Raw genomic sequence first — 21921 nt, 5'->3', positions numbered from 1 at the left:
CCGGGCAGCACCTGACCTATCGGCCAAATTGACGCAATTCTTAGGCGGCGTGCCAGTGCGGCGCCGCCAGCGGCGTGGAGACGGTGCTAAACGCCTGCCGCAGGAACCCCGACATCTCGGCGACGATATGGGATCCGGTGACCTCGGCCCCATAAAGGTTGACCATCTGCACCGGCAGCTCCGGCAGGCTGCCGCCATGATCGATCTGCGCCAGATGCGGCGGTTCGGTGCCTTCAATCATCGTTTGGATCGCCAGATCCGCCGCCACTGTGGCTTCGACCGTGCGGTCACTTTCGGTTTCCACCACCAGATCCCAGGCGATGTCCATTTTGTCTAACTCGGCAACCACTTTGGGGCGGAACGCACAGTGAAGACAATAGGCCAGTGGCAGAGGGCGCTGGCGCCAGGCCGACCCATTTGGCGCCCCGATCCAGCACAATGGGCGCTCGGCCAGGGTCTCGCTGTCTTCGGTGCTGGTGCTTTCGGTGGTGAGGATCAGATCAATCTTGCCTTTTGAAAACTGCTCTTTCAGATTGCGAGTATAGCTGGAAATCAATTGCACCCGCACCCGTGGATAGGCGGCGTGAAACCGTTGCAACACCTGCGGGATCGACGGGTAGACAATGTCATGCGGCACCCCCAGAACGATTTCCCCCTCATAGACCTGATCGGTCAGCCGCCCTATCGCCTCGTCGTTGAGCTTAACAATGCGGCGGGCATAGGCCAAAAGCTGCTCTCCTGATCCGGTCAGGGCAATGGTGCGCCCGGAGCGGTCCAGCAATTGCTGGCCCAGCAACTCCTCTAGTCGTTTGAGCTGCATCGACACCGCTGATTGCGTCAAATGCAGAAAGCCGGCAGCGCGGGTCACGCCGCCATTGTCTGCGACGGCCATAAATGACCGCAGGGTGGTGATATCCAAATTCCGCATCATCACAATCCTTGATGGAAGACTTCAAAAACATTCGTTTTCAATATCAATCATACTTCGTCATACACATCAACAGAATTGATCGACGACCGACAACGCATCAAGAACACCGGAAAGGACAAGACCAATGACCTATATCAGCCAAACCTGCGCCACCGCCCCGAGCCGCCCCTCGCTGATCGCCGGGCTGACCGCTCGTCTCGCTGTCTGGAAGCAGCGCCGGGCGCTGAAGGCGCTGGACGACAGCGCCCTCAACGACATCGGCCTGTCGCGGCGCCAAGCCAACACCGAAGCCCGCCGCAGCTTCTGGGATGCGCCGGATAGCTGGCGCTGCTGAGCGGCGCAAACCACGGCCAAATACGGAGTGAAATGGACGGGATGCCAAAACGGCCCCGTCCTTTCGCGTTTTTATGCGATATCTGCAACGAAATACTTGAAAACAAACTCCGTTCACCCGATATTTAGCGGGAGCGCAGCCACAGGTGGCGATGCAAGAGATTTTAGACGGAGACCATGACACATGGCACAATTTGACACCATTCGATCCGCTGCGGGCGCCCGCACTGCCGAGATCGACGCGGGCCTGCGCGCCCATATGAACCAAGTCTACGGCACCATGTCGGTGGGTATGCTGATCACCTTTCTGGCCGCCTGGGCGATTGCGGGCCTGGCGGTAACCTCGGATCCGGCTGGTGCAGCGGCGCAAATTGGGGCTGACAAATACCTGACATCCTTTGGCTATGCGATCTACGGGTCGGCGCTGAAATATGTCATCATGTTTGCCCCACTGGCCTTTGTCTTTGGCCTGTCAGCCATGATCAACAAAATGTCGGCCGCCACCGCGCAACTGACATTTTACGCCTTTGCCGCCACCATGGGCCTGTCGATCAGTTCCATCTTCCTGATGTATACAGGCGCCTCGATCATTCAGGTGTTCCTGATCACGTCGATCGCCTTTGCCGGCCTGTCGCTGGTGGGCTACACCACCAAGAAGGACCTGTCCGCCATGGGCACCTTCCTGATGATGGGTCTGATCGGCCTGATCGTGGCCTCGGTGGTTAATATCTTCATGCAGTCATCGGCGATGCAGTTTGCGATCTCCTCCATCGGCGTGCTGATCTTTGCCGGTCTGACCGCCTATGACACCCAGAAAATCAAGAACACCTATTTGCAGATGGCCCACTCGGGCGACAGTGAATGGCTGGGCAAGGCCGCCATCATGGGCGCGCTGAGCCTCTATCTGGACTTCATCAACATGTTCATGATGCTGCTCCACCTGTTTGGTAACCGCGAATAACCGCGCCACCACATACCAAATTCAACAGGGGGGCGGATCACAGCGATCCGCCCCTTTTGCGTTTTCAACAAGTGAGTATTGGTTATGAAGATTATTGATATCCCCGCCACCGACGCCCGGCGATTAGTGCCACTGCTGCAGGACCTGCATGCACTGCACGTCACCCATCAGCCAGCGCGACACACCCCAGAGCCGCAGCAGAAAGAGCTGCAAGCCTGGCTGCAGCAGTGGCTGGCAAGTGAGGGCCTCTATGCGCTTGGCGCTGAGAGCCCACAGGGGGCTTTGCTGGGCTACTTAATCTATCAGATAGAACATCGTGAGGCGCTACCGGTCCGCGCCGCTGAGACCCGCGCCATGCTGCATCACATCGCGGTGCAAAAACCCTGGCAGCGGATGGGGGTGGGCAAGGCACTGATGGCAAAAATGAAGGCCGAGGTCGCCGCCAAGAACATCACGGTTATTGCCACCAGTTACGCTCCGTTCAACGCGGCCTCGGCGGCCCTGATGGGCTGCATGGGATTGCAACCGGTTCTGACAGTGGCGGAATGGCGGGCCTGAGGCGCACCATTCCGGTCACTGGCACCAGCCAAGCTGCTGCACGACGTCCAAGCCAGTAACGTCCAAGCCAGTGACGTCCAGCCAGTGACCGGCACCAAGCACTCTAGCCCAATTGCTGCAACCGCTGCGTTTCAATCGCAGGGGGCGCGCTGACCACCACCGGATCCGCCTCAGGATCTGCCACCGGCCCTGCCTGGATCGCACCAGCCAGCAAAACCAGCACCGCCAGAGCCAGTATATTCAATAGGCGACTAGACCCCTGCATGACGCACCTCCAATGCAATGGTAGGTTGCATTGAAAAGATGGCAATAAGATGTATTTTCTGGCGCGGAGTCAGGATTATTTGGCGACAATTTGCTTGAAGTTGATGATATGCGCCCACCAACGGCAACAGCCAGGGCCGCCAACGGCGTCACCGCAAAGATGGCTGGCATGGTGAACCGATCGGGCGGCACACGGACAGGCGGACAAATGCGGCGGTGACGGCTCTGCCGGAGGCAGGCTCAACGGACAAACTCAAAACCGCCTCGCCAAAACACAACGGGGCCCCGCATATGCGAGACCCCATTGTTTGTCAGTCCTGACAAAAAGGCTTACTTGATTTTGCCTTCTTTGTACTCGACGTGCTTACGCGCAACCGGGTCGTACTTACGCATGACCATCTTTTCGGTCATGGTGCGTGCGTTTTTCTTGGTCACGTAAAAGTGGCCGGTGCCCGCGCTCGAGTTCAGGCGGATTTTGATGGTGGTAGGCTTCGCCATGGTATTCTCCTGCGTCCGAAAAGGCAGGGGGCCTTCCGGTAAATTCCTATTTGAGCCCGGCTTGTACCTGCCTCAGTGTCTGAGTCAATAGCAATCGGGAGGGATTAATGCGCAGAGGGCCTATAAGCCGGATTTTGTTCCGGGGTTACCCCCTTCGATGACCATTCCTCTAGGGCGCGCATTGCTGCGAACCTCAAGCTGCCAACCCGACCCCTCTCGGCTAAAGCCAGCCTAGCGGCGGTATCCCGGAGATCCGGGACCAGCCCGCGCGGGGGTCCTATTTGGCATTGCTCCTGGTGGGGCTTGCCATGCCGCCCCTGTTGCCAGCGGCGCGGTGGGCTCTTACCCCACCGTTTCACCCTTACCCGTACGGATGCTCCTTTGGCGAACCTCTGGTCCGACGGGCGGTCTATTTTCTGTGGCGCTCTCCGTCGGATCTCTCCGCCCGGGCGTTACCCGGCACCACTGCCTTATGGAGTCCGGACTTTCCTCGCGGGGCTTACGCCCCCCGCGGCCATCCAGCCCTCTGCGCGCCCCCGCCCTACGCCGCCGCATATCTGCCGTCAAGCATCAGTTATGGCACTGGGGCGACAATGGGGGCTTGCCCCTCTTGGCCTGCGGCCAATTCACCCCAGGATATTTAGGGCCAGATGAAGCTGGATCCGCTCTTCATCTGGCCCCAAATATCCCGGAGCGCGAGGCAGAGCCTCGCCCAGAAACAAAGAGACTGCCACCCGCGCGCCGCGACGTAGATGCACTGGGGTCAGGACATTCGCCCCGCTATTCTGTGCCGCGATCCGGCGCTGGCCGGGCCGCAAGCCCCTGCTCCTCCAAACGGGACCAGTCGAAACGGGGGCCGGGGTCAAATTTGCGACCCGGCGCCATATCCGAGTGACCGATCACACCCTGGGCGGGAATGGACCAGCGCGCCATGATCTCCGCCAGCAAGGTTTCCAGCGCCACCATCTGGGGCTCGGCAAAGGGATGGTCACCGCGATTGTCCAGCTCGATGCCAATGGAGCGAGAGTTGATATCGTCGAAGCCGCACCATTGCCCGGCCCCGGCATGCCAGGCGCGCTGAGCCTCGGCCACCATCTGCCAGCAGCGGCCATCGCCGCCGATCAGGTAATGGGCCGAGACCTCGACCAATGGGTCGCAGAGGCGTTGCAGCGCCGCACTGGCGCTGTCCATGGCGGTGTAGTGGATCACGATCAGCGACGGTAGCAACCCATCGCGACGCGGCCCGAAGTTAGGGCTGGGATGCCAGCAGGCGGCGGCGCTATCTGCCGCGCCGCTCAGTTTCTTACTGCATGCTGATAAAGAATCGGATCCCAGTCACAGGCGTAGCCGTCGCCATCGGCATCCAGGGACAGCCGGTCGCGTTTTGGCCCACCCGCGTCAAGAAACGCCTGCTGGGCCAGGTCCGGCGCCCGGTACCCGGCGCAGTTGCGGGCTGATTTGGCGCGCAGATTGATGCCTGTGCGGCTGTAGATGCGATTGCCCAGCGGATTGCTGGTGCCCAGCGCGTAAGCGACCACATTTGGTCCGGCCTCGCCCTGCCGCACTGGCACTGCGGTGGTTTCAATGACCTGATACTGGGAGCGGTTTTGGGCCAGTCGATCGGCGTCACTTTCGATACTTTGACGCGACGACACCGCGCCAAAGTCGTTCTCGTCCGAAATCCCGGCATTAACGATAGGCAGTGGCGCAGGGTTCGACGGGCTGGCCTCCAGCGGCACCTGACCCGAGTTGCTTTGCGCGGCGGACAGGGCTGCGGCTGTTTCGCTGGCGATATCGGCATTGCCCGACGCCGGGCTGAGGCTGCCTGCGCTGGTTGAGCTGCCCGGGCTGCGCGGCGCCGCAGCGGGCGCCACCAGCGAGGCCGTCTCAATCTGCACCGGCGGCACCAGCGGATCCCCGTATATCGTGGTTCCGGCCAGCGGCGCGCGATCAAACGGACTGCTGTCAAAGCCCGCCTCGGCACCGCTGTCCGGGATGGGTGGCGTACAGGCGGTCAAGGCCAGTACACTGCCCACAGAGATGAGGGAGACAATTACGCGCATCATTTCTACCTGCTGTTTCTGCTCATGATTGCGACGATGCTTACCACCATTTGCCCGGCTTGGCCACAAAGCCGGCTGCCGCTTCCAGGGCATAGGCGGTGTTCAGCAAATCACCCTCTTCCCAGGGCTTGCCGATCAATTGCAGACCCAGCGGCAGACCCTGGGCATCCAGACCCGTGGGCACCGAGATCCCCGGCAACCCAGCTAGGTTGACGGTCACGGTGAAGACATCGTTCAGGTACATCTGCACCGGATCGGCATCGATCATTTCACCCAGACCAAAGGCCGCCGAAGGGGTGGCCGGAGTCAGGATCGCATCGACACCGGCGGCAAAGACATCCTCAAAATCCTTCTTGATCAAGGTGCGGACGCGGCGGGCGCGGTTGTAATAGGCGTCATAGAATCCCGCCGACAACACATAAGTACCGACCATCACCCGGCGCTGCACTTCGGGACCAAAGCCTTCGGCGCGGGTCTTCTCATACATCTCGGTGATGCCGTCGCCGGCCTCAAGCTTGGCGCGGTGGCCGTAGCGCACACCGTCATAGCGGGCCAGGTTCGACGAGGCCTCGGCGGGGGCGATCACGTAATAGGCAGGCAGCGCGTATTTGGTATGCGGCAGCGAGATATCGACGATCTCGGCGCCGGCGTCTTTCAGCATTGCCGCACCATCCGCCCAGAGCGTTTCGATCGCCGCCGGCATGCCGTCCATGCGGTATTCCTTGGGGATACCGATTTTCTTGCCGCGAATATCGCCCGTCAGCATGGCCTCAAAATTCGGCACCGCCAGATCGGCGCTGGTGCTGTCTTTGGCGTCATGGCCAGCCATGACTTCGAGCATGATGGCCGCGTCGCGCACCGATTTGGTCATCGGGCCAGCCTGATCCAAGGAGGAGGCAAAGGCCACCACACCCCAGCGCGAGCAACGGCCGTAGGTGGGTTTGATGCCGACAGTGCCAGTAAAGGCGGCCGGCTGGCGGATCGAACCACCGGTATCGGTGCCGGTTGCCGCCAGACACAGATCCGCCGCCACCGCAGCAGCCGAACCACCAGAGGAGCCACCCGGTGTCAGAGCAGCGGTATCATCGCCGCGCCGCCAGGGGCTGATCACATCGCCGTAAACCGAGGTTTCATTGGACGAGCCCATGGCGAATTCATCCATGTTCAGCTTGCCCAGCATCACCGAGCCACTGTCGATCAGGTTCTGCGACACCGTCGATTCATACTCGGGCTTAAAGCCCTGCAGGATGCGGCTACCGGCCTGACTGGGAACGCCTTTGGTGCAGAACAGGTCTTTGATACCAATCGGCAGCCCACACATGGCGGGCGCATCTTCGCCTTTTAGGCGCGCATCCGCAGCGCTGGCGCGCTCCAGCGCAATCTCGGGCGTTTTATGCGCAAAGGCGTTCAGCGCACCGGCCGCGTCAATAGCGGTGAGGCAGGCCTGGGTCAGCTCAACCGAGGAGGTCTCGCCCTTGCGCAGCAGGTCACGGGCCTCGGCCAGGCCCAGTTTGTTCAGATCAGTCATGCTCTTATTCCATTACCTTAGGCACAGCAAAGAAACCCTCGCGGGCATCAGGGGCATTGGCCAGCACTTTGGGCTGCTGGTGGCCGTCATTGACCACGTCCTGACGGCGCTTCAGGCGCTGTGGCGTGACCGAAGTCATCGGCTCAACGCCCTCTACGTCCACCTCATTGAGCTGTTCAATAAAGCCGAGAATGGTGTTGAATTCCGCGGCAAGTGCCGGCAGGGCCTCTGCTTCGACCTTGATCCGGGCCAGTTTGGCCACGCGCGCGGCGGTGTCCTTGTCGATCGACATGGCTAATCTCCAGTTGCAACTTGGTCCAAGCGTTTAGCCCCGCTTGCGCGAGGGCGCAAGCGTCCGCCGTGATATCGCGCCGCGCCTTACCCGGTTATCGAAGCTGATCCGCTGTCATTGGGGATCAGACTGGAAGCGCAGGCCGGGGATCTGGCCGGGCATCCGCTAAGGCCGCTCAAACGCCAATCGCGCCTGCACCGCCTTCTCGCGACAATAACACCCTCTGGCGTGATCATTGATCAGCCCCATCGCCTGCATGAAGGCAAAGGCGGTGGTGGGGCCGACAAATTTCCAGCCGCGTTTCTTCAGCGCCTTGGACAGTGCCACGGATTCGGGGCTGGTGGTCTGGGTCTGCGGCTCTGGCAGGCTGTCTGAGTCTGGCTCAAAGCTCCAGAAAAACGCCGCCAGCGATCCCGCCTCAGCCTCCAGTTCCAGCGCCCGGGCGGCATTGTTGATCACCGCCTCGATCTTGCCGCGATGGCGGATAATGCCGGCATTCTGCAACAACCGCTCCACATCCGCCTCGGTGTATGTGGCCACTTTGGCATAGTCGAACCCGTCAAACGCGGCGCGAAAATTGTCGCGTTTGTTGAGAATGGTACGCCAACTGAGGCCCGACTGGAAACTCTCCAGACAGACCTTTTCGAACAGGCGGATATTATTGCCGACCGGATAGCCCCATTCGTTGTCGTGATAGGGCAGAAACTCCGGCACCGAGCCGCTCCAGCTGCAGCGGGCCTGACCATCCGGGCCTGTGGTGATATTGCTCACGGCTGTTCCTTTTCCTAATAAACTTACGACGCCTTCACCTGGAACATTGCAGGAACAGGTGCCGTTTTCAATACCAACCGTACCCGTTTCCGCCGCCAAGCCTTACCCGTCCCCTTTTAAGTCGAAGGGCAGCGCCCGACCGAGGCGGGTGCTGCCCGGCCTATCGGCCAGGCAAAGCAGGGTTCAACGCGACCGGATCAACGGCGCGCGGCAAAGAAATCTTTTAGCATCTGTTCGGCCTCATCCTCGGCAATGCCGTCATAGACCTCAGGCACATGATGCGCCTGCGGATGCGAGAACACCCGGGCGCCATGCGCCACGCCGCCCGACTTGGGGTCGGAGGCGCCATAATACAGCCGGCCGATCCGCGCCGCGGCAATGGCGGCGGCGCACATGGCGCAGGGCTCCAGCGTCACATAGAGATCATAGCCCGCCAGCCGCTGCGAGCCAGCTTCGCCGCAGGCGGCGCGCAGGGTGAGAATCTCGGCGTGGGCGGTGGGGTCATGCAGCTCACGGGTGCGATTGCCTGCGACTTGCACCACCTGCCCCTGCGGGTCGATCAGCACCGCCCCCACCGGCACTTCGCCTCGATCGGCTGCGGCGCGCGCCTCGCTAAGCGCCTGTTCCATATGAGATTTGAAAACCATGCTGCAAAATGCCTTGGATTGCGTGCTTTCGCAACCGCGCAGAATCGTCTAAGGGCGGGTTATGACCCAATCTCAGACCCCTCCTCCCGGCTCACCGCCGGCCGGCGATCGCATCGCCAAAGTTCTGGCCCGTGCCGGCATTGCCTCGCGTCGCGAGGCCGAGCGCATGATCAATGCCGGTCTTGTCTCCGTAAATGGCACGGTGATCGACAGCCCGGCGCTGAACGTCACGCCGCAGGACAGGATCATTGCCAATGGCAAACCCGTTGGCGACCCGGAACCGGCGCGGCTGTGGCTGTATCACAAGCCCAGCGGGTTGGTGACCACCAACAGCGATGAAAAAGGCCGCACCACGATATTTGACCGCCTGCCCGAGGATCTGCCACGGGTGATGACGGTGGGCCGGCTGGACATCAACTCCGAAGGCCTGCTGCTGCTGACCAATGATGGCGGCATCAAGCGCCAGCTTGAACTGCCCTCGACCGGATGGCTGCGCAAATACCGGGTGCGGATCAACGGCCGGCCACAGGACAGCGATTTTGAGCCGCTGCGCAAAGGCATGGTGATCGACGGTGAGCGGTTCCAGTCGATGCAGGTGACGCTGGATCGCCAGCAGGGCGCCAATGCCTGGCTGACAATCGGCATCCGCGAAGGCAAGAACCGTGAAATTCGCCGCGCGATTGAGGACATCGGCTTTACTGTGAACCGGTTGCTGCGGGTCTCGTATGGTCCGTTCCAGCTGGGTCAGCTGAAACTGGGCGCGGTTGAGGAAATCCGCCGCAAGGTGATGCGCGATCAACTGGGGCTGGAAGCTGAGCCAGAGCCTGAGGTCGCCGCAAAACCCAGACGCCCGCTGCGCAAGCGCCCCAGCACGATGGCAGGCAAACCCGGTCGCCCCCGCGAGCCGGAAGAGGACGGACGGCCCGGTGGTCGCGGCTATTCCAGCAAGGGCCCCGACCGCTCCGGTGGTGGTAGACCCACTGGACGCACAGGCGGCAAACCAACTGGCCGACCCGGCGGCAACCCAACAGGCCGCAGCGGTGGGAAACCCAGCACGGGCAGACCTTCGCAGCGCCCTGATGGGCGCTCGGGCGGCAAGCCGGGCGGCAAGAATCCCCGCCGCTGATTCGACTGCGCGCGAGTTCCCCCTAGTAAGACGCCCCGCTATCGCCTAAATTCTAAGGCGGAACAGCGTCTTCGGGAGACCCCGCGTGCAGAAAATTGCCTTTGTGGCCCTTTTGATCCTGATGCTCGGTCTCAGCACCGGCTGGATTGTGGGGGCCTAAAGCACATGGCCAAGAAATTCGGCGGTCATTACAGCCCCGAGGGTAATTCGGACCGCCCTGAGGGTGCCCCGCCCCGCAGCGCAGCGCCTTCAAATTCTTACAGAAATGCCCAGCCAGACCCAATCGGCGCGGGCTCGAACCTGATGTTTGTGCCGCCTGCGGTGATGGTTCTGTTTTCACTGCTGGACGGTGCCATGGGTCTGGCGTTGGGACTGCTGGCGGCCGGCGCCTGGACCGCTGCCGCCTGGATGTTACGCCAAGGTCTGCGGGCACAAAGCGCCTATAACGCCCGCCGGGTCGCCCGTCGCCCTGCCCTGCCCCGCAAGCTTGCCGCCTCGATCCTGACCGGGATTGGTGCAGCGCTCGCCGCCTGGAAGGCCGAACCGGGGCTGCTGATCGCGGCTGTCTATGGCTCGGCTGTTTTGGCGCTGCATATGGCGGCCTTTGGCCTGGACCCGATGGTGGACAAGGGTGTCGAAGGCATTGACGAATTTCAGCAATCGCGGGTGGCGCGGGTGGTCAACGATGCCGAGGCCTGCCTGACCACGATGCGGCACGCGGCCCGGCGGGCGCAGGATCGCCAGATCGACACCCGCGTGGCGCAGTTCCAATCCATCGCCCGCGAGCTGTTCCGCACCGTCGAGGAAGACCCGCGCGACCTAACCGCCGCGCGCAAGTATCTGACGGTCTATTTGCAGGGCGCCCGTGATGCGACGGTGAAATTCGCCGATATCTATAGCCGCAGCCAGGATGCCCAGGCCCGCGCCGACTATCTGGCGCTGCTGGACGATCTGGAGCAGGGATTTGCCGCCCGGAACCGCAAAATGCTGCTGGAAGACCGCAGCGATCTGACCATTGAAATAGACGTGCTGCGGGATCGGTTGCAGCGCGAAGGGGTCCATCTGGATCTGACCTGATTTTAACGAGGGAAGCCTTTATGTCCGAGAGTGTGAAGCAGAAAGCCGCCGAAGCAGAAAGCCTGGTCAAAGAAACCACAGCCATCGTGCTGCCGGAACCCGTGGCCGAAATTCAGACGCTGGAGCAAGCCGACGCCGCCAAAAGCGACGCCATCCGCGCCCGCATGGATCAGATCGATATGGGCGACAGCAACTCGATCATCTCGTTTGGCTCGGCGGCGCAGGCGGAATTGCAGGGGATCAGCCAGGCGATGCTGGCGGATGTGCGCAACAAGGATGTCGGCCCGGCCGGCGACAGTCTGCGTGACATGGTCACCGCCATTCGCGGCTTCTCGGTGTCGGAACTGGACGTGCGGCGCAAGCCCAGCTTTTGGGAGCGCCTGATCGGCAAGGCGGCGCCCTTTGCCCAGTTCACCGCCCGCTATGAAACCGTAATGGGGCAGATCGACAAGATCACCGACAATCTGCTGAGCCACGAGCACAGCCTGCTGAAGGACATCAAAGCGCTGGACATGCTCTATGGCAAGACGCTGGAGTTCTATGACGAATTGGGCCTGTATATATCCGCCGGTCAGGAAAAGCTGAGCCAGCTGGATAGCAGCACCATCCCCGCCCAGCAGGCTGAGCTGGCGGCGGCAGCTGAGGGTCAACAGGTGATGCGGGCGCAGGAGCTGCGCGACCTGCGCGCGGCCCGCGATGATCTGGAGCGCCGACTGCATGATCTGAAACTGACCCGTCAGGTCACCATGCAGTCGCTGCCCTCGATCCGGCTGGTGCAGGAAAATGACAAATCGCTGGTCACCAAGATCAACTCGACCCTGGTCAATACGGTGCCGCTGTGGGAGACCCAGCTGGCCCAAGCGGTGACCATCCAGCGCAGCGCCGAGGCCGCCGCCGCCGTGCGCGACGCCAATGACCTGACCAATGAGCTGCTGACCGCCAATGCCGCCAACCTGCGCGCCAGCAACAAGATAATACGCGAGGAGATGGAGCGCGGTGTGTTCGACATCGAAGCGGTAAAGCAGGCCAATGCCGATCTGATCGGCACCATTCAGGACAGTCTGGCGATTGCCGATCAGGGCAAGACCCAACGCGCCGCCGCCGCCCGGGAGCTGACCAAGATGGAGGGCGAGCTGCGCGATACCCTTGCCTCGGCCAGGGCGCGTCAGGATGCGGTTGGCGACACCGCGGCCACCTCGGTGCCGGGCTGATTGATGCGTCAGGGCGGAGAAAATAAACAGCGCAGATCACCGGGCAAGTCACCGGGCAAGTCACCGGGTGTCATCGCCGGTCTGGTTGGACTGGCGGCGCTGCTGGCCTGCACCCCGCCGCCACAGACCACCCCGGTGGCACCGCCGCCGCCGCAAGAACTGGCGCCGCCGCCACGCTCGGCTGCCAGCGAACAACTGGTCCATTATTATGCGGTGCTGCAGCAGGATCTGCTGACCCGCGGCCTGCTGCGCATAGATGGCGGCGGGCCGGACACGCCTTACAACGCAGATAAACTGGTCCGCAACTTTGAGGCCATCGCCTTTTTCGACGAATATGCCGGCAGTGGCAGCAGCGGCGCCGGCGGGCTGAGCCGCTGGCCCGGCCCGGTGCGTATCAAGGCCGAATTTGGCCCCTCGGTACCGCCGATGCAGCGTCAGCAGGACACTCAATTTCTGGCCAGTTATGCGGATCGGCTGGCCCGTATCACCGGCCATCCCATCACCGCCACCACTGGGCGCGGCAATTTTCATGTGATCTATGCCGGCAAGGATGACAGCGATTTCATCCGGGCGCGGCTGCAACAGATCCTGCCCAATATCAGCGCTGAAAATCTGGAGATATTTGCCAACCCTCCGCGCAGTTTTTACTGTCTGGTACTGGCTGGCGGGCCGCAACAGGATCCGCTGTCTTATACCCGGGGCGTGGCGCTGATCCGCGCCGAGCACCCGGATCTGGTGCGGCAAAGCTGTGTCCATGAGGAGGTCGCGCAGGGGCTGGGGCTGCGCAATGACAGCCCCCGGGCGCGGCCCTCGATCTTTAACGATGACGATGAATTTGCGCTGCTGACCAGCCATGACGAAAAGCTACTGACCCTGTTATACGATGCGCGACTGCACCCCGGGATGAGCGCCGCGCAGGCCCGCCCGATCACCCGCGTCATTGCCAATGAATTGATGGGGCTGCCTGCTGAGGACCTGCCCCGCGCGTATTAAGAAGAGGACCAGCACGATGGGAATTTTTGATTTTCTGACCGGTGAATTCATCGATGTCATTCACTGGGTCGATGACAGCCGCGACACTATGGTCTGGCGGTTTGAACGCGAAGACCATGAGATCAAATATGGTGCCAAGCTGACAGTGCGGAGCGGACAGGCGGCGGTGTTCATCCACGAGGGCCAGTTAGCGGATGTCTTTACCCCCGGTCTTTATATGCTTGAGACCAACAACATGCCGGTGATGACAACGCTGCAACACTGGCACCACGGTTTTCAGTCGCCGTTCAAATCGGAGATCTATTTCGTCAATACCACCCGCTTCAATGATCTAAAATGGGGCACCAAGAACCCGATCATCTGCCGCGACCCCGAATTCGGCCCAATCCGGCTGCGGGCCTTTGGCACCTATTCGGTCAAAATCTCTGACGCCGCCCGTTTCCTGACCGAGATTGTCGGCACTGATGGCGAATTCACCATGGACGAGATCTCGTTTCAGGTGCGCAATATCATCGTGCAAGAGTTTTCGCGGGTGGTGGCCGGCTCGGGCCTGCCGGTGCTGGATATGGCGGCCAACACGGCTGATCTGGGCAAGCTGGTGGCGGCTGAGATTTCCGCCACCATCGCCGACTATGGGCTGTCGATCCCCGAGCTCTATATCGAAAACATCTCGCTGCCACCGGCGGTTGAGGCGGCGATGGACAGGCGCACCCAGATGGGCATTGTCGGCGATCTGGGCCGCTACACGCAGTTTTCCGCCGCCGAGGCGATGACCGCCGCCGCGCAAAACCCCGGCGGTGGCATGGGGGCCGGTTTGGGAATGGGCATGGGTATCGGCATGGCGCAGGCCATGGCAGCGGGTCAGGCCGCTGGTCCCTGGGGCGCCCGCCCCGCCCCCGCTGCCGCCGCAACCACAACGCAGGCGGCTCCGGTTGCCGCCCCCCTGGCGCCACCGCCGCCGCCCGTCGAGCACGTCTGGCATCTGGCCGAAAACGGCCAAACCAGCGGGCCGTTCTCCAAGGCCAGGCTGGGGCGTATGGCCGCCGAGGGCGGTCTCAACCGCGAAACCCATGTCTGGACACCCGGACAGGACGGCTGGAAACGGGCCGGAGAGGTCACCGAACTGGCGCAGCTGTTCACCATTCTGCCGCCCCCCCCACCGCCCCCTGCCCCGGCAGGCTGACCGCCTTGCCCGCCAACGCATCCCTGCGGCGGGCAGAACTCAATTTTCACCTGTTCCAGATTTGAGCCCCGCCGTGTCTTCATCCCCTCCGCCGCCACCACCAGCCGCCTCCGAAGCACCCAAAGAAGGCCACCGCTTTCCCTGCGAGCAATGTGGTGGCGACTATCGCTATGACCCTGGCAACCGCAGCCTGAGCTGCGCTCACTGTGGACATGCCGAGCAGATTGGCGCCGGGCCCTGGCAGGCGGCCAGCCTGCGCGAGTTGGATTTCGACACCGCCGTGGCACAGCACCTGCCCGCGGCCGAGATTGAGATCACCCGAGTCTCGGCCTGTCCCAACTGCGCCGCGCAGGTCGAATTCGACCCTGCCACCCATGCCAAGGAATGCCCGTTTTGCGCCACCCCGGTGGTGGTGGACACCGGCGAAAACCGCCACATCAAGCCCAAGGGCGTGCTGCCCTTTGGCGTCGATGAGCGCAGCGCCCATAAGGAAATGGCCAGCTGGCTGGGGCGATTGTGGTTCGCCCCCAACGGGCTGAAGGAATATGCCCGTAAGGGCCGCAAGATGCAGGGGATCTATGTGCCCTACTGGACCTTTGATGCGGATACCAAGTCCAGCTACTCAGGTCAGCGCGGCACCGTCTACTATGTCACCGAGACCAAGATGGTGAATGGCAAGCGCCAGAGCCGCCAAGTGGCCAAGGTCCGCTGGCGACCGGCCTCGGGCCGGGTGCAGCGCTGGTTTGACGATGTGCTGGTGCTGGCCTCCAACAGCCTGCCCAAGAAATACACCGAAGCACTGGAACCCTGGGATCTGTCGGCAATGGAACGCTATCAGCCGCAGTATCTGGCCGGGTTCCGGGCCGAGGCCTATGCGGTGGAACTGCAGGACGGATATACCCAAGCGCGTGCCAAGATGGACCGGGTGATTGAGCGCGATGTGCGCTTTGACATCGGCGGCGACCGCCAGCGCATTCACGACATCGACACTGCAATCGCCGATGTGACCTTTAAACATGTGCTGCTGCCGGTCTGGCTGGCGGCCTATAAGTACCGCGGCAAAACCTATCGGTTTGTGGTCAATGGCCAATCTGGCCGGGTTCAGGGCGAACGTCCCTATTCCGCCTGGAAAATTGCGGCAGCTGTTGCGCTGGGGCTGATTATCGCCGGTGGCATTGGATATCTGGCGGCCCAACAATAGGGCAAAGCCGCCTTATCTGATCCAGCAGCGCCCGATCTCTCTGATCAGGCTTACTCGGTCAGGCGCGTGGCCCAGAGCATTGGCTCATCTGAGGCGTACATGACAAGCTGATTGTCGGCGTCAATTTCCAGACGATTGACCAGCCCAATTCGCTGCAGAAACTTGCGTTCGGTGATCATTGTTTGCTCGTCACACAACCCGCCACCAATTTGCAATGGGGCAAACATCAGGTTTTGAACATCCGGCCCAAAGCTCGTCTTAAAGCTTCTGCAGGGCGCGGATCCATACAGCGTGCCCGCGTCAAAATCAAACCGCAGCGCGTCAAACCCTGTCAGATCAACGCCCGTCACTTTCTCAACAATCCAGGCCCCGTCGAAGGTTTCTACCGTGGGTAATGTCATTGGAATATCTCCGATCGGTCCGTTCCCTTTATCCGATGCAAATGAGCCGCTGATAAATCCACTGCCGCCAAATCCCAAAAAAACCACAATGACCGACGCCCAAACTTTGCGCCGTTTATTCATTTGCCATATCCGGGTGCTAGAGAAATCAATAGAACCTCACATCATTGCCCCGATATATTGCGGGCTCGACCCAAGCCAGATCAGCGGAAAAAATTCTTGCTGAAACCCCGGCCCCATGCGACGCTCGAAGGCGCAGCGACGCTTGTGTTTAAATTTTTACATTTTTTTAATTGTCGGGATAGCCCTAATGTCTCTTGATGGATCTGCCGCAAAAGAAATCAAACAACAGATCGCATTGGCGCGAAAGCGAGAGCTTGCCTTTGGTCTGTGCTTTGGTAAGAAAATCGAGAATTCGGTTTTTATTCTTCACAAAACAAAAGCCTCTAAGATACTGGGAAAGCAGGCCAAAGCAGATGGCGAGACGGCGCTTTTCACCTTTGGGCGGTTGACACTCAAAGGAAAAGATCTCTCGGTCTCCATTGATGGTAAAATTCTGCCCGGATTTGCCCGCAAGGCGCGAAAACTGTTCATGGTTGTTGGGCTCAAGTTCAACATCATCGTGCTGGATCCCAGTGGCCAGGTGATTGAGTCGGACGCCGATGAAGACGAAGCCGAGGTAGGCAAGGATCAGGCCCCGACCAGTCCTGGCACGCCCCCCAGCCCCAAGACACCGCAAAAAGGCGAGACAGCAGAAGACACCGCAGAGGCGCCCGAAGCACCGTCAGACCAGCCCGATCCACTGGCTGAAAAATGGAAAACTGCGGCGACAAAGGTAGAGGCCAATCTGGCAAAGCTGGGTAACATCGCCGGCATAGACCTGACGCAAGTGAATGCCCTTTGGGCTGCCATTCAGGGCAAGGCAAAAACCGGCGCCTACAAGACCGCGCTTGATTTCATTGGTAAATTATCCGATGCGATGAAGACTGCGGCCAGGGACGCTGCCGCTTTGGCCAAGCGCCAGGCAATGCTAGAAGCAAAATGGCAGCAGGCATCGACAAAATTGACGCCGCTGGTGGCCGAGGCATTGGCCCTAGGGACACCGCAATCGAAAAAAATCCAGGCAGTCTGGGCGTTGATAAACGCCAAGGTATCGGCCACACCGCCTGATTTCGAAACCGCACTCAAGGCCGTCGGGCCATTGGCCAAGTCCATTTCCGAAGCTCGGCAAGCGGCCCCCGAAACACGTCCCGAAGAACCGGCGCCGGCCCCCCTGCAAGCGGCCAGCGAAGATGGCGAAACACTGACCGCCCCAAAGCCGTCGGCACCGGAAAAAGGCCCCTCTGACCAGGAGCCGCCGCCGGAGGTTGCAGGCGATAGCCCCGAACTCGATCTGTCCGAACAGATCCAGCGGATCGAGGCCGAGATCAAATCCCTGACCGACGGCCCGATCGCCAGCTACAACAGCCTGATAGCCGAGGCCGTTAGCCAAACCCCCGAGGCCTGGAACAGCGCGTTTCAAAAAATCGCCAAATTGGTATCAGACGCCAAGGCGACGCCGACACCAGACAGTGCGGCAAAACTGGATATCGGTGAAAAAGCGCTGATCGGAATAAAGCGGGCAATTGCCACCGAAACGCAGGCCAAGACAGGTTTCCAAAAGGCTTTGACAATTTTTGACCTGAGGCTGGTGCCGCTGACCAGCCACCCGAAATCTGGCTCGTCGGAAATTGCGCCGGAAATAACAAAGATCGCGGATATTCGCGCCGCTGCAATTGAGAAATCCAAAACCCATGCGCTGAAAGCAGCAACCGACGAATTGACCGCCGCAGAACCCGTTATTGCGATCACTGAAATCATGGCCGATGATTTTGCCCATTTTGCCGCAATTGACGGCGACCGCAAGATCAAGGCGGACACCGATCGCGGCAAGGTGACTGGCGCCGCAGCGGTTGATGATCCGGCCCGGGAAATGGAAGGCCTGTACGATGCGGCTCAGCTGGATTGCGCCGCCAAAAAGTTCAAGGACGGCATCAAGAAGCTCGACAAAATTGCCGAGATCTTCATAACCACCACGACGGTAAAAGAGCTCAAGGCGTCTTATGAAAAAAACCGGCCCATTGCAAAGGACTGGATTGATCACTGGGCCGGTTTGGCCGTCGACATCAAACAGCTGATCGCCGCCAAACTGGCAGAGCTAGACAGCTGCTATGCCGGGTCTGACATTGCGACAACGTCGGACTATTCTGTTTCCAGTCAAAAGCTTAGCCCAATATGGTCGGTAATTGCGCATCTCAAATCTGAAATTCCAACGGTCCAGCAATACCCGCCAAAGCTGCTGACATTTGAAACCAAGCTGCGCGATTTCAAAGCCCATGATGGGGCCTCGGGCATCCAGGTCATGATCCTGAAAATGGAGGCCGATCTGGTGGCGGCCAAGGCCGAGGCGGCGCTGCATAAATTCTCCACTGCCTCTGCTGTTCTGGCAACGACCGAAACCCAATGGCCCGCCAGTTTGGCGCAGGCAAACAGCTGTAAATCATACAAAGAAAAACGTATTTCCGTTCAGGGCAAAATTGAAGCGCTGAAGAACGTGCCGCAGGCCGCGTCACTGATCGAGGCCGCCAAGGCCTTGATGACAGAGGCGGCGCTATTGGCGTTGAAGTGTGATTTCACCGTTGCAAATTCCACCCTGGCTGACGCCGAAAAACGGGTGGACAACGCCAAGGCGGCGGCGGAAGCCGATCTTGACATTGATGCGCTGCATGACGAAGCCGCGCTGGACAAGTCGAAAAAGAAATGGGCCCCGGCGTTCAAGGTCTTTACCGACATTCGCGACAAGGTGCTGGCGGCCGACGTTGGGAATGACCTGTCAGCCTTTATCGCCAAGGCACAAGTGCCCGCAATGGAGGCCGAAAAAGCCCATAAGGCAAAGAAACACGATGATGCACGCGCACATTTGGACAGCGCCATTGCCAACCTGAAACTGGCCATGGTGCTGGTCCACCAGCATCGGGCCTATGCGGATATCAAACTCTCGCTGGGCACTCAGGTAGTGGCATTGGCGCCGCTGAATGTGGACAGCTGCCTGCAACCTCACATCAACAATATCAACGTAATGATCGGCGAGGCTGATGACCTGACCAAGCCCGAAGCCTATGATTACAAAGCGGCGGAAGCCAAGCTGGCCGCGGCGCGAAAAATCTGGGATCAGGCCCGCGCCGATGGAGAGGTTCACAAGCAGATCGTGAAACTCCGCACCAGCGCCACCGCGATCATTACCTCGATCACCACCGAGGGCGGCGCGGTTGCTGCCCAGCTTGCCCACCGGATAACAGAGATCCAAACGCTGTTGGATGACGGCGCCGCACTGCAGATCGGCGGCGATTTCAAAGCGGCCGCGGCCAAGGCCAAAGCGGCCACCGACTGGGAGGCCCCCACTGCAGAAGACATGACAACACTCAAAACCGTGCTCGGCTGGGAAGACCCGTATTTCAAGGTCCCGAGGGCGGCGCTTATCGGGCCCGGAAAAGAAGCAGGCGCCCATCAGGTTGCTCGGGCAGATGTCGATTTTGCCAAATATCAGACGCTGAAAACCGAGCATATCTATTCGGCAGCCCAGCGGGTGTTTGCGAACGCCTATCAAAAGATAACGGCCTGCAAAGCGCTGGTGGCGATGGCCGATCTTTACCACCCGGCTCTGACCGATACGCAGGCCGCAACGGAACTGCTGGACGGCGAAAGAAACGCCGCCACCGCCGCGCTGATCAAGGACATCGAAGACCGGCTTGCAGCGACCAAAGTCGACGAAACCAAAACTGACCTGACCGAAAACAGTTATTCTCAGGCGACCAAGGCCTTGCTGCAGATCACCACGCTGGCCAAGGCTCTGCTGGTCAAAATCAAAGGATCTTCCGATTATGAAACGGCCCGAAAGGCGGCCAAAGACAAGCTGGACGAGGCGCAGGGTCACAAACATGCGGATGCCATTGCCGCCCAGTTGATCCGGCTGACAACCAAATATGGCAATCTGGTCAAGCTGGCCCCCAGCGACTATGCAACCGCAAAAACCATGGCGGATGAACTGGCGGCCTCTGCGGAAGATGCGATCAAGACGGCCGGCAACCACGCACTTCTGGAGGCGGTGAACGCGGCCATTGGCGGGGACGAAGACAGCGCCCTCTGGTGGCCGCAAGTGGCACTGGCAAAACTGTCTATCAAATTCATCGCCAGCAAAGATAACGCTGATATTGCACAGAAATATCTGGATCTGGCAAATGCGGAAATCGACAGCTGCCAACAGGACGGGCTGGCTGCAAAAGAGGCCAAGGCGCATCTTTTGGCGGCCTTGGAGGCCTGCAACGCAGCGGATGAGATCATGTCGCAATATGGCTTCCTTGTGCAGGAAATCGCCCGGGCACAGACCGCATTGAGCGCCGTCAAGACACATGGTGAAACGGCCTATGTGACGACAGATATTGCCGAGATCGAAAAACTGTTGGCGCGCGCCGAAACGACGGCCAAAACCGGACAGAACTTTGATAAAGTCAGCGCCGATATAGAAGCCGCCATCGTGATGATTGGGCATGCGCTGGCGCTGGCGGATCAGCACAAGGACTACACAGATCTTCGGGCCAAACCGGAAGTGGAACCGCGGCTGGCCGAGCTGGAAGGCCATGAGCACAGATACGCGATCAAACCCAGCATCGACGCAATTCGCCAGAAACTGGTCGATGCGGCGGCGCAAATGGAGGCGCGCAAACCACCTGAGGCGATCAAACTGCTGGAAGAAGTGCGCGCCATTGGCACCAGCGCCTTTGTGATGGCGCAAATGCGGGCAAATACCCCTCCCGAACCCAAGGACATCGAGGAAATCCTGTCACGCCCGAACGGCACCGCTGAACTTGACGCTATGATTGATAATCTGGAACCCGAGGCTCAGCGTGCGGTCGTGAAGGTCGCGTTCAAGGCCCGGTTCGGCTGTGACATCAAGAACTTCAGCCAGGAAAACTTGGCCCCCGGCAGCAAAATTGAGGATAACAACCTGCAGGGGCCAAACATTGTCGCCTTCTACAAGGCGATGCAGGATCTGCCACTGGACCATACTCTCGACAATGACTCGATGAGCAAATTTGCGGTCAATGAACATAAGGATGGCGGCTCGCTGTATGACGGCAGCGAAAAGCGCATTGTGATGCACGAAGGCGATGCGGCGACCTCTTCGGCCCGGCCACTGGCCGGAGAAGACGCGGTGGGCAGTCTGGAGGACGCCGCGACGCCAGAAGAACGCGCCGAGTTAGAGAAATGCAAACCGGCCAATGACGACCCTGTCACCTTCTTCAACTGGAACACAATGCATGAGGTCGGACATGCGGTTGACGACAAGACCGGGTTTATGACCCGCAATGGCAGCGGCAAGGACTATGGCGGCTGGACCGAATACGGCGCCGATACATCTGTCATTGCTGACAAAATCGCCAAAAAGTTCCAATACGACAAATCTTATGTGACCAGTTATCTGGCACATAAGGAAAACCCGTATACCCCCGCCAAACCCAGCGACGAGGCCTGCTCGGACGAAGAATGGGAGAGCCGGCGCATTCAGGTGCGGGCACATATCGAGGCCGCCTCTGAATCGGCAAATCCCTGGGCCAGCATGAGTGGCGCCAAAAAAATTGCGATTGACGGTGTGGTTTATCAGGAGAGCTACGCCAACACCTGGACCTCTTACCTGCTGGACGCACGGCCAAAAGGCATCACAGGCTATCAGTTCCGCGCACCGGGAGAGTGGTTCTCGGAAATGTACGCCGCCTATTATTCCGGAAAGCTAAAGCCAAACCACCCTGCTGTCAGTTGGTTAGCCAAACTTTAGCCCTTTGAAAG

The 21921-nt window shown here is 60.2% G+C and carries 19 protein-coding genes, 1 other RNA gene and 1 pseudogene; 10 read left to right on the top strand and 11 right to left on the bottom strand.

Going from position 1 to position 21921, the window contains the following annotated elements; translation table 11 throughout:
* Positions 1–40: 40 nt before the first annotated feature.
* Positions 41–928 (bottom strand): LysR family transcriptional regulator, encoded by an 888-nt coding sequence (locus tag QPJ95_RS15200; RefSeq protein ID WP_270916968.1) that lies wholly within the window; start codon positions 926–928, stop codon positions 41–43.
* A 127-nt stretch (positions 929–1055) separates the two neighbouring features.
* Between QPJ95_RS15200 and QPJ95_RS15195 the strand changes: the two genes are divergently transcribed.
* The 3 genes from QPJ95_RS15195 to QPJ95_RS15185 all read left to right on the top strand — a co-directional run bounded on the left by QPJ95_RS15195 (position 1056) and on the right by QPJ95_RS15185 (position 2783).
* Complete coding sequence (locus tag QPJ95_RS15195; RefSeq protein ID WP_270916967.1) at positions 1056–1265, top strand: DUF1127 domain-containing protein; 210 nt, start codon at positions 1056–1058, stop codon at positions 1263–1265.
* 183 nt (positions 1266–1448) lie between these two features.
* Positions 1449–2225, top strand: coding sequence for a Bax inhibitor-1/YccA family protein (locus QPJ95_RS15190; protein ID WP_270916966.1), 777 nt, complete (start codon positions 1449–1451; stop codon positions 2223–2225).
* 84 nt (positions 2226–2309) lie between these two features.
* The gene (locus tag QPJ95_RS15185) at positions 2310–2783 is read left to right on the top strand and encodes a GNAT family N-acetyltransferase (protein WP_270916965.1); all 474 of its coding nucleotides are present in this window, start codon (positions 2310–2312) and stop codon (positions 2781–2783) included.
* Between the two features lie 103 nt (positions 2784–2886).
* Here QPJ95_RS15185 and QPJ95_RS15180 read toward each other — a convergent pair whose 3' ends face one another.
* The 9 genes and pseudogenes from QPJ95_RS15180 to QPJ95_RS15140 all read right to left on the bottom strand — a co-directional run bounded on the left by QPJ95_RS15180 (position 2887) and on the right by QPJ95_RS15140 (position 8846).
* Entirely contained in the window at positions 2887–3048 is a 162-nt protein-coding gene (locus tag QPJ95_RS15180) for a hypothetical protein (RefSeq protein WP_270916964.1), read from the bottom strand.
* Between the two features lie 329 nt (positions 3049–3377).
* Positions 3378–3545, bottom strand: a complete 168-nt coding sequence (rpmG, locus tag QPJ95_RS15175) for a 50S ribosomal protein L33 (RefSeq protein WP_270916963.1) — start codon at positions 3543–3545, stop codon at positions 3378–3380.
* Positions 3546–3652: 107 nt separating this feature from the next.
* Positions 3653–4075: RNase P RNA component class A (rnpB, locus tag QPJ95_RS15170), an RNA gene on the bottom strand.
* A 271-nt stretch (positions 4076–4346) separates the two neighbouring features.
* A pseudogene (locus tag QPJ95_RS15165) lies at positions 4347–4844 on the bottom strand (N-acetylmuramoyl-L-alanine amidase); the annotation flags it as partial.
* Complete coding sequence (locus QPJ95_RS15160) at positions 4841–5611, bottom strand: hypothetical protein (protein WP_313851295.1); 771 nt, start codon at positions 5609–5611, stop codon at positions 4841–4843. The pseudogene QPJ95_RS15165 and the gene QPJ95_RS15160, both read right to left, overlap by 4 nt.
* 37 nt (positions 5612–5648) lie before the next feature.
* Complete coding sequence (gene gatA / locus QPJ95_RS15155; protein WP_270916962.1) at positions 5649–7136, bottom strand: Asp-tRNA(Asn)/Glu-tRNA(Gln) amidotransferase subunit GatA; 1488 nt, start codon at positions 7134–7136, stop codon at positions 5649–5651.
* A 4-nt stretch (positions 7137–7140) separates the two neighbouring features.
* The gene (gene gatC, locus QPJ95_RS15150) at positions 7141–7428 is read right to left on the bottom strand and encodes an Asp-tRNA(Asn)/Glu-tRNA(Gln) amidotransferase subunit GatC (protein WP_270916961.1); all 288 of its coding nucleotides are present in this window, start codon (positions 7426–7428) and stop codon (positions 7141–7143) included.
* A gap of 165 nt (positions 7429–7593) precedes the next feature.
* Entirely contained in the window at positions 7594–8199 is a 606-nt protein-coding gene (locus QPJ95_RS15145) for a DNA-3-methyladenine glycosylase I (protein WP_270916960.1), read from the bottom strand.
* Positions 8200–8396: 197 nt separating this feature from the next.
* The gene (locus QPJ95_RS15140) at positions 8397–8846 is read right to left on the bottom strand and encodes a nucleoside deaminase (protein WP_270916959.1); all 450 of its coding nucleotides are present in this window, start codon (positions 8844–8846) and stop codon (positions 8397–8399) included.
* Positions 8847–8907: 61 nt separating this feature from the next.
* On the opposite strand from QPJ95_RS15140, the gene QPJ95_RS15135 reads away from it, so the two are divergent.
* The 6 genes from QPJ95_RS15135 to QPJ95_RS15110 all read left to right on the top strand — a co-directional run bounded on the left by QPJ95_RS15135 (position 8908) and on the right by QPJ95_RS15110 (position 15637).
* Positions 8908–9972 (top strand): pseudouridine synthase, encoded by a 1065-nt coding sequence (locus tag QPJ95_RS15135; RefSeq protein ID WP_270916958.1) that lies wholly within the window; start codon positions 8908–8910, stop codon positions 9970–9972.
* A gap of 165 nt (positions 9973–10137) precedes the next feature.
* Entirely contained in the window at positions 10138–11049 is a 912-nt protein-coding gene (locus QPJ95_RS15130) for a 5-bromo-4-chloroindolyl phosphate hydrolysis family protein (RefSeq protein ID WP_270916957.1), read from the top strand.
* Positions 11050–11069: 20 nt separating this feature from the next.
* Positions 11070–12260: a toxic anion resistance protein gene (locus QPJ95_RS15125; RefSeq protein WP_270916956.1), complete on the top strand. Its 1191-nt coding sequence runs from the start codon at positions 11070–11072 to the stop codon at positions 12258–12260.
* A 3-nt stretch (positions 12261–12263) separates the two neighbouring features.
* Positions 12264–13253 (top strand): DUF2927 domain-containing protein, encoded by a 990-nt coding sequence (locus QPJ95_RS15120; RefSeq protein ID WP_270916955.1) that lies wholly within the window; start codon positions 12264–12266, stop codon positions 13251–13253.
* A gap of 16 nt (positions 13254–13269) precedes the next feature.
* Positions 13270–14436, top strand: a complete 1167-nt coding sequence (locus QPJ95_RS15115; RefSeq protein ID WP_270916954.1) for an SPFH domain-containing protein — start codon at positions 13270–13272, stop codon at positions 14434–14436.
* 73 nt (positions 14437–14509) lie between these two features.
* Positions 14510–15637, top strand: a complete 1128-nt coding sequence (locus QPJ95_RS15110; protein ID WP_270916953.1) for a primosomal protein N' (replication factor Y) - superfamily II helicase — start codon at positions 14510–14512, stop codon at positions 15635–15637.
* 50 nt (positions 15638–15687) lie between these two features.
* On the opposite strand, the gene QPJ95_RS15105 is transcribed toward QPJ95_RS15110, so the two are convergent.
* On the bottom strand, positions 15688–16116 hold the full coding sequence (locus QPJ95_RS15105; RefSeq protein WP_270916952.1) for an META domain-containing protein: 429 nt from the start codon (positions 16114–16116) through the stop codon (positions 15688–15690).
* 232 nt (positions 16117–16348) lie between these two features.
* On the opposite strand from QPJ95_RS15105, the gene QPJ95_RS15100 reads away from it, so the two are divergent.
* Complete coding sequence (locus tag QPJ95_RS15100) at positions 16349–21910, top strand: hypothetical protein (protein ID WP_270916951.1); 5562 nt, start codon at positions 16349–16351, stop codon at positions 21908–21910.
* Positions 21911–21921 lie beyond the last annotated feature (11 nt).

It is taken from the genome of Parasedimentitalea psychrophila (assembly GCF_030285785.1).
Taxonomy (GTDB): Bacteria; Pseudomonadota; Alphaproteobacteria; order Rhodobacterales; family Rhodobacteraceae; genus Parasedimentitalea; species Parasedimentitalea psychrophila.
This window is presented reverse-complemented; position numbering and strand designations above follow the sequence as displayed.

Bases quoted from the DNA above. Each gene is read 5' to 3' on its own strand.
- QPJ95_RS15135 (WP_270916958.1), top strand. From the start codon at position 8,908: ATGACCCAATCTCAGACCCCTCCTCCCGGCTCACCGCCGGCCGGCGAT.
- QPJ95_RS15190 (WP_270916966.1), top strand. From the start codon at position 1,449: ATGGCACAATTTGACACCATTCGATCCGCTGCGGGCGCCCGCACTGCC.
- QPJ95_RS15195 (WP_270916967.1), top strand. From the start codon at position 1,056: ATGACCTATATCAGCCAAACCTGCGCCACCGCCCCGAGCCGCCCCTCG.
- QPJ95_RS15100 (WP_270916951.1), top strand. From the start codon at position 16,349: ATGTCTCTTGATGGATCTGCCGCAAAAGAAATCAAACAACAGATCGCA.
- QPJ95_RS15185 (WP_270916965.1), top strand. From the start codon at position 2,310: ATGAAGATTATTGATATCCCCGCCACCGACGCCCGGCGATTAGTGCCA.
- QPJ95_RS15125 (WP_270916956.1), top strand. From the start codon at position 11,070: ATGTCCGAGAGTGTGAAGCAGAAAGCCGCCGAAGCAGAAAGCCTGGTC.
- QPJ95_RS15120 (WP_270916955.1), top strand. From the start codon at position 12,264: ATGCGTCAGGGCGGAGAAAATAAACAGCGCAGATCACCGGGCAAGTCA.
- QPJ95_RS15130 (WP_270916957.1), top strand. From the start codon at position 10,138: ATGGCCAAGAAATTCGGCGGTCATTACAGCCCCGAGGGTAATTCGGAC.
- rpmG (WP_270916963.1), bottom strand. From the start codon at position 3,545: ATGGCGAAGCCTACCACCATCAAAATCCGCCTGAACTCGAGCGCGGGC.
- QPJ95_RS15115 (WP_270916954.1), top strand. From the start codon at position 13,270: ATGGGAATTTTTGATTTTCTGACCGGTGAATTCATCGATGTCATTCAC.
- QPJ95_RS15200 (WP_270916968.1), bottom strand. From the start codon at position 928: ATGCGGAATTTGGATATCACCACCCTGCGGTCATTTATGGCCGTCGCA.
- QPJ95_RS15140 (WP_270916959.1), bottom strand. From the start codon at position 8,846: ATGGTTTTCAAATCTCATATGGAACAGGCGCTTAGCGAGGCGCGCGCC.
- QPJ95_RS15160 (WP_313851295.1), bottom strand. From the start codon at position 5,611: ATGATGCGCGTAATTGTCTCCCTCATCTCTGTGGGCAGTGTACTGGCC.
- gatC (WP_270916961.1), bottom strand. From the start codon at position 7,428: ATGTCGATCGACAAGGACACCGCCGCGCGCGTGGCCAAACTGGCCCGG.
- gatA (WP_270916962.1), bottom strand. From the start codon at position 7,136: ATGACTGATCTGAACAAACTGGGCCTGGCCGAGGCCCGTGACCTGCTG.
- QPJ95_RS15180 (WP_270916964.1), bottom strand. From the start codon at position 3,048: ATGCAGGGGTCTAGTCGCCTATTGAATATACTGGCTCTGGCGGTGCTG.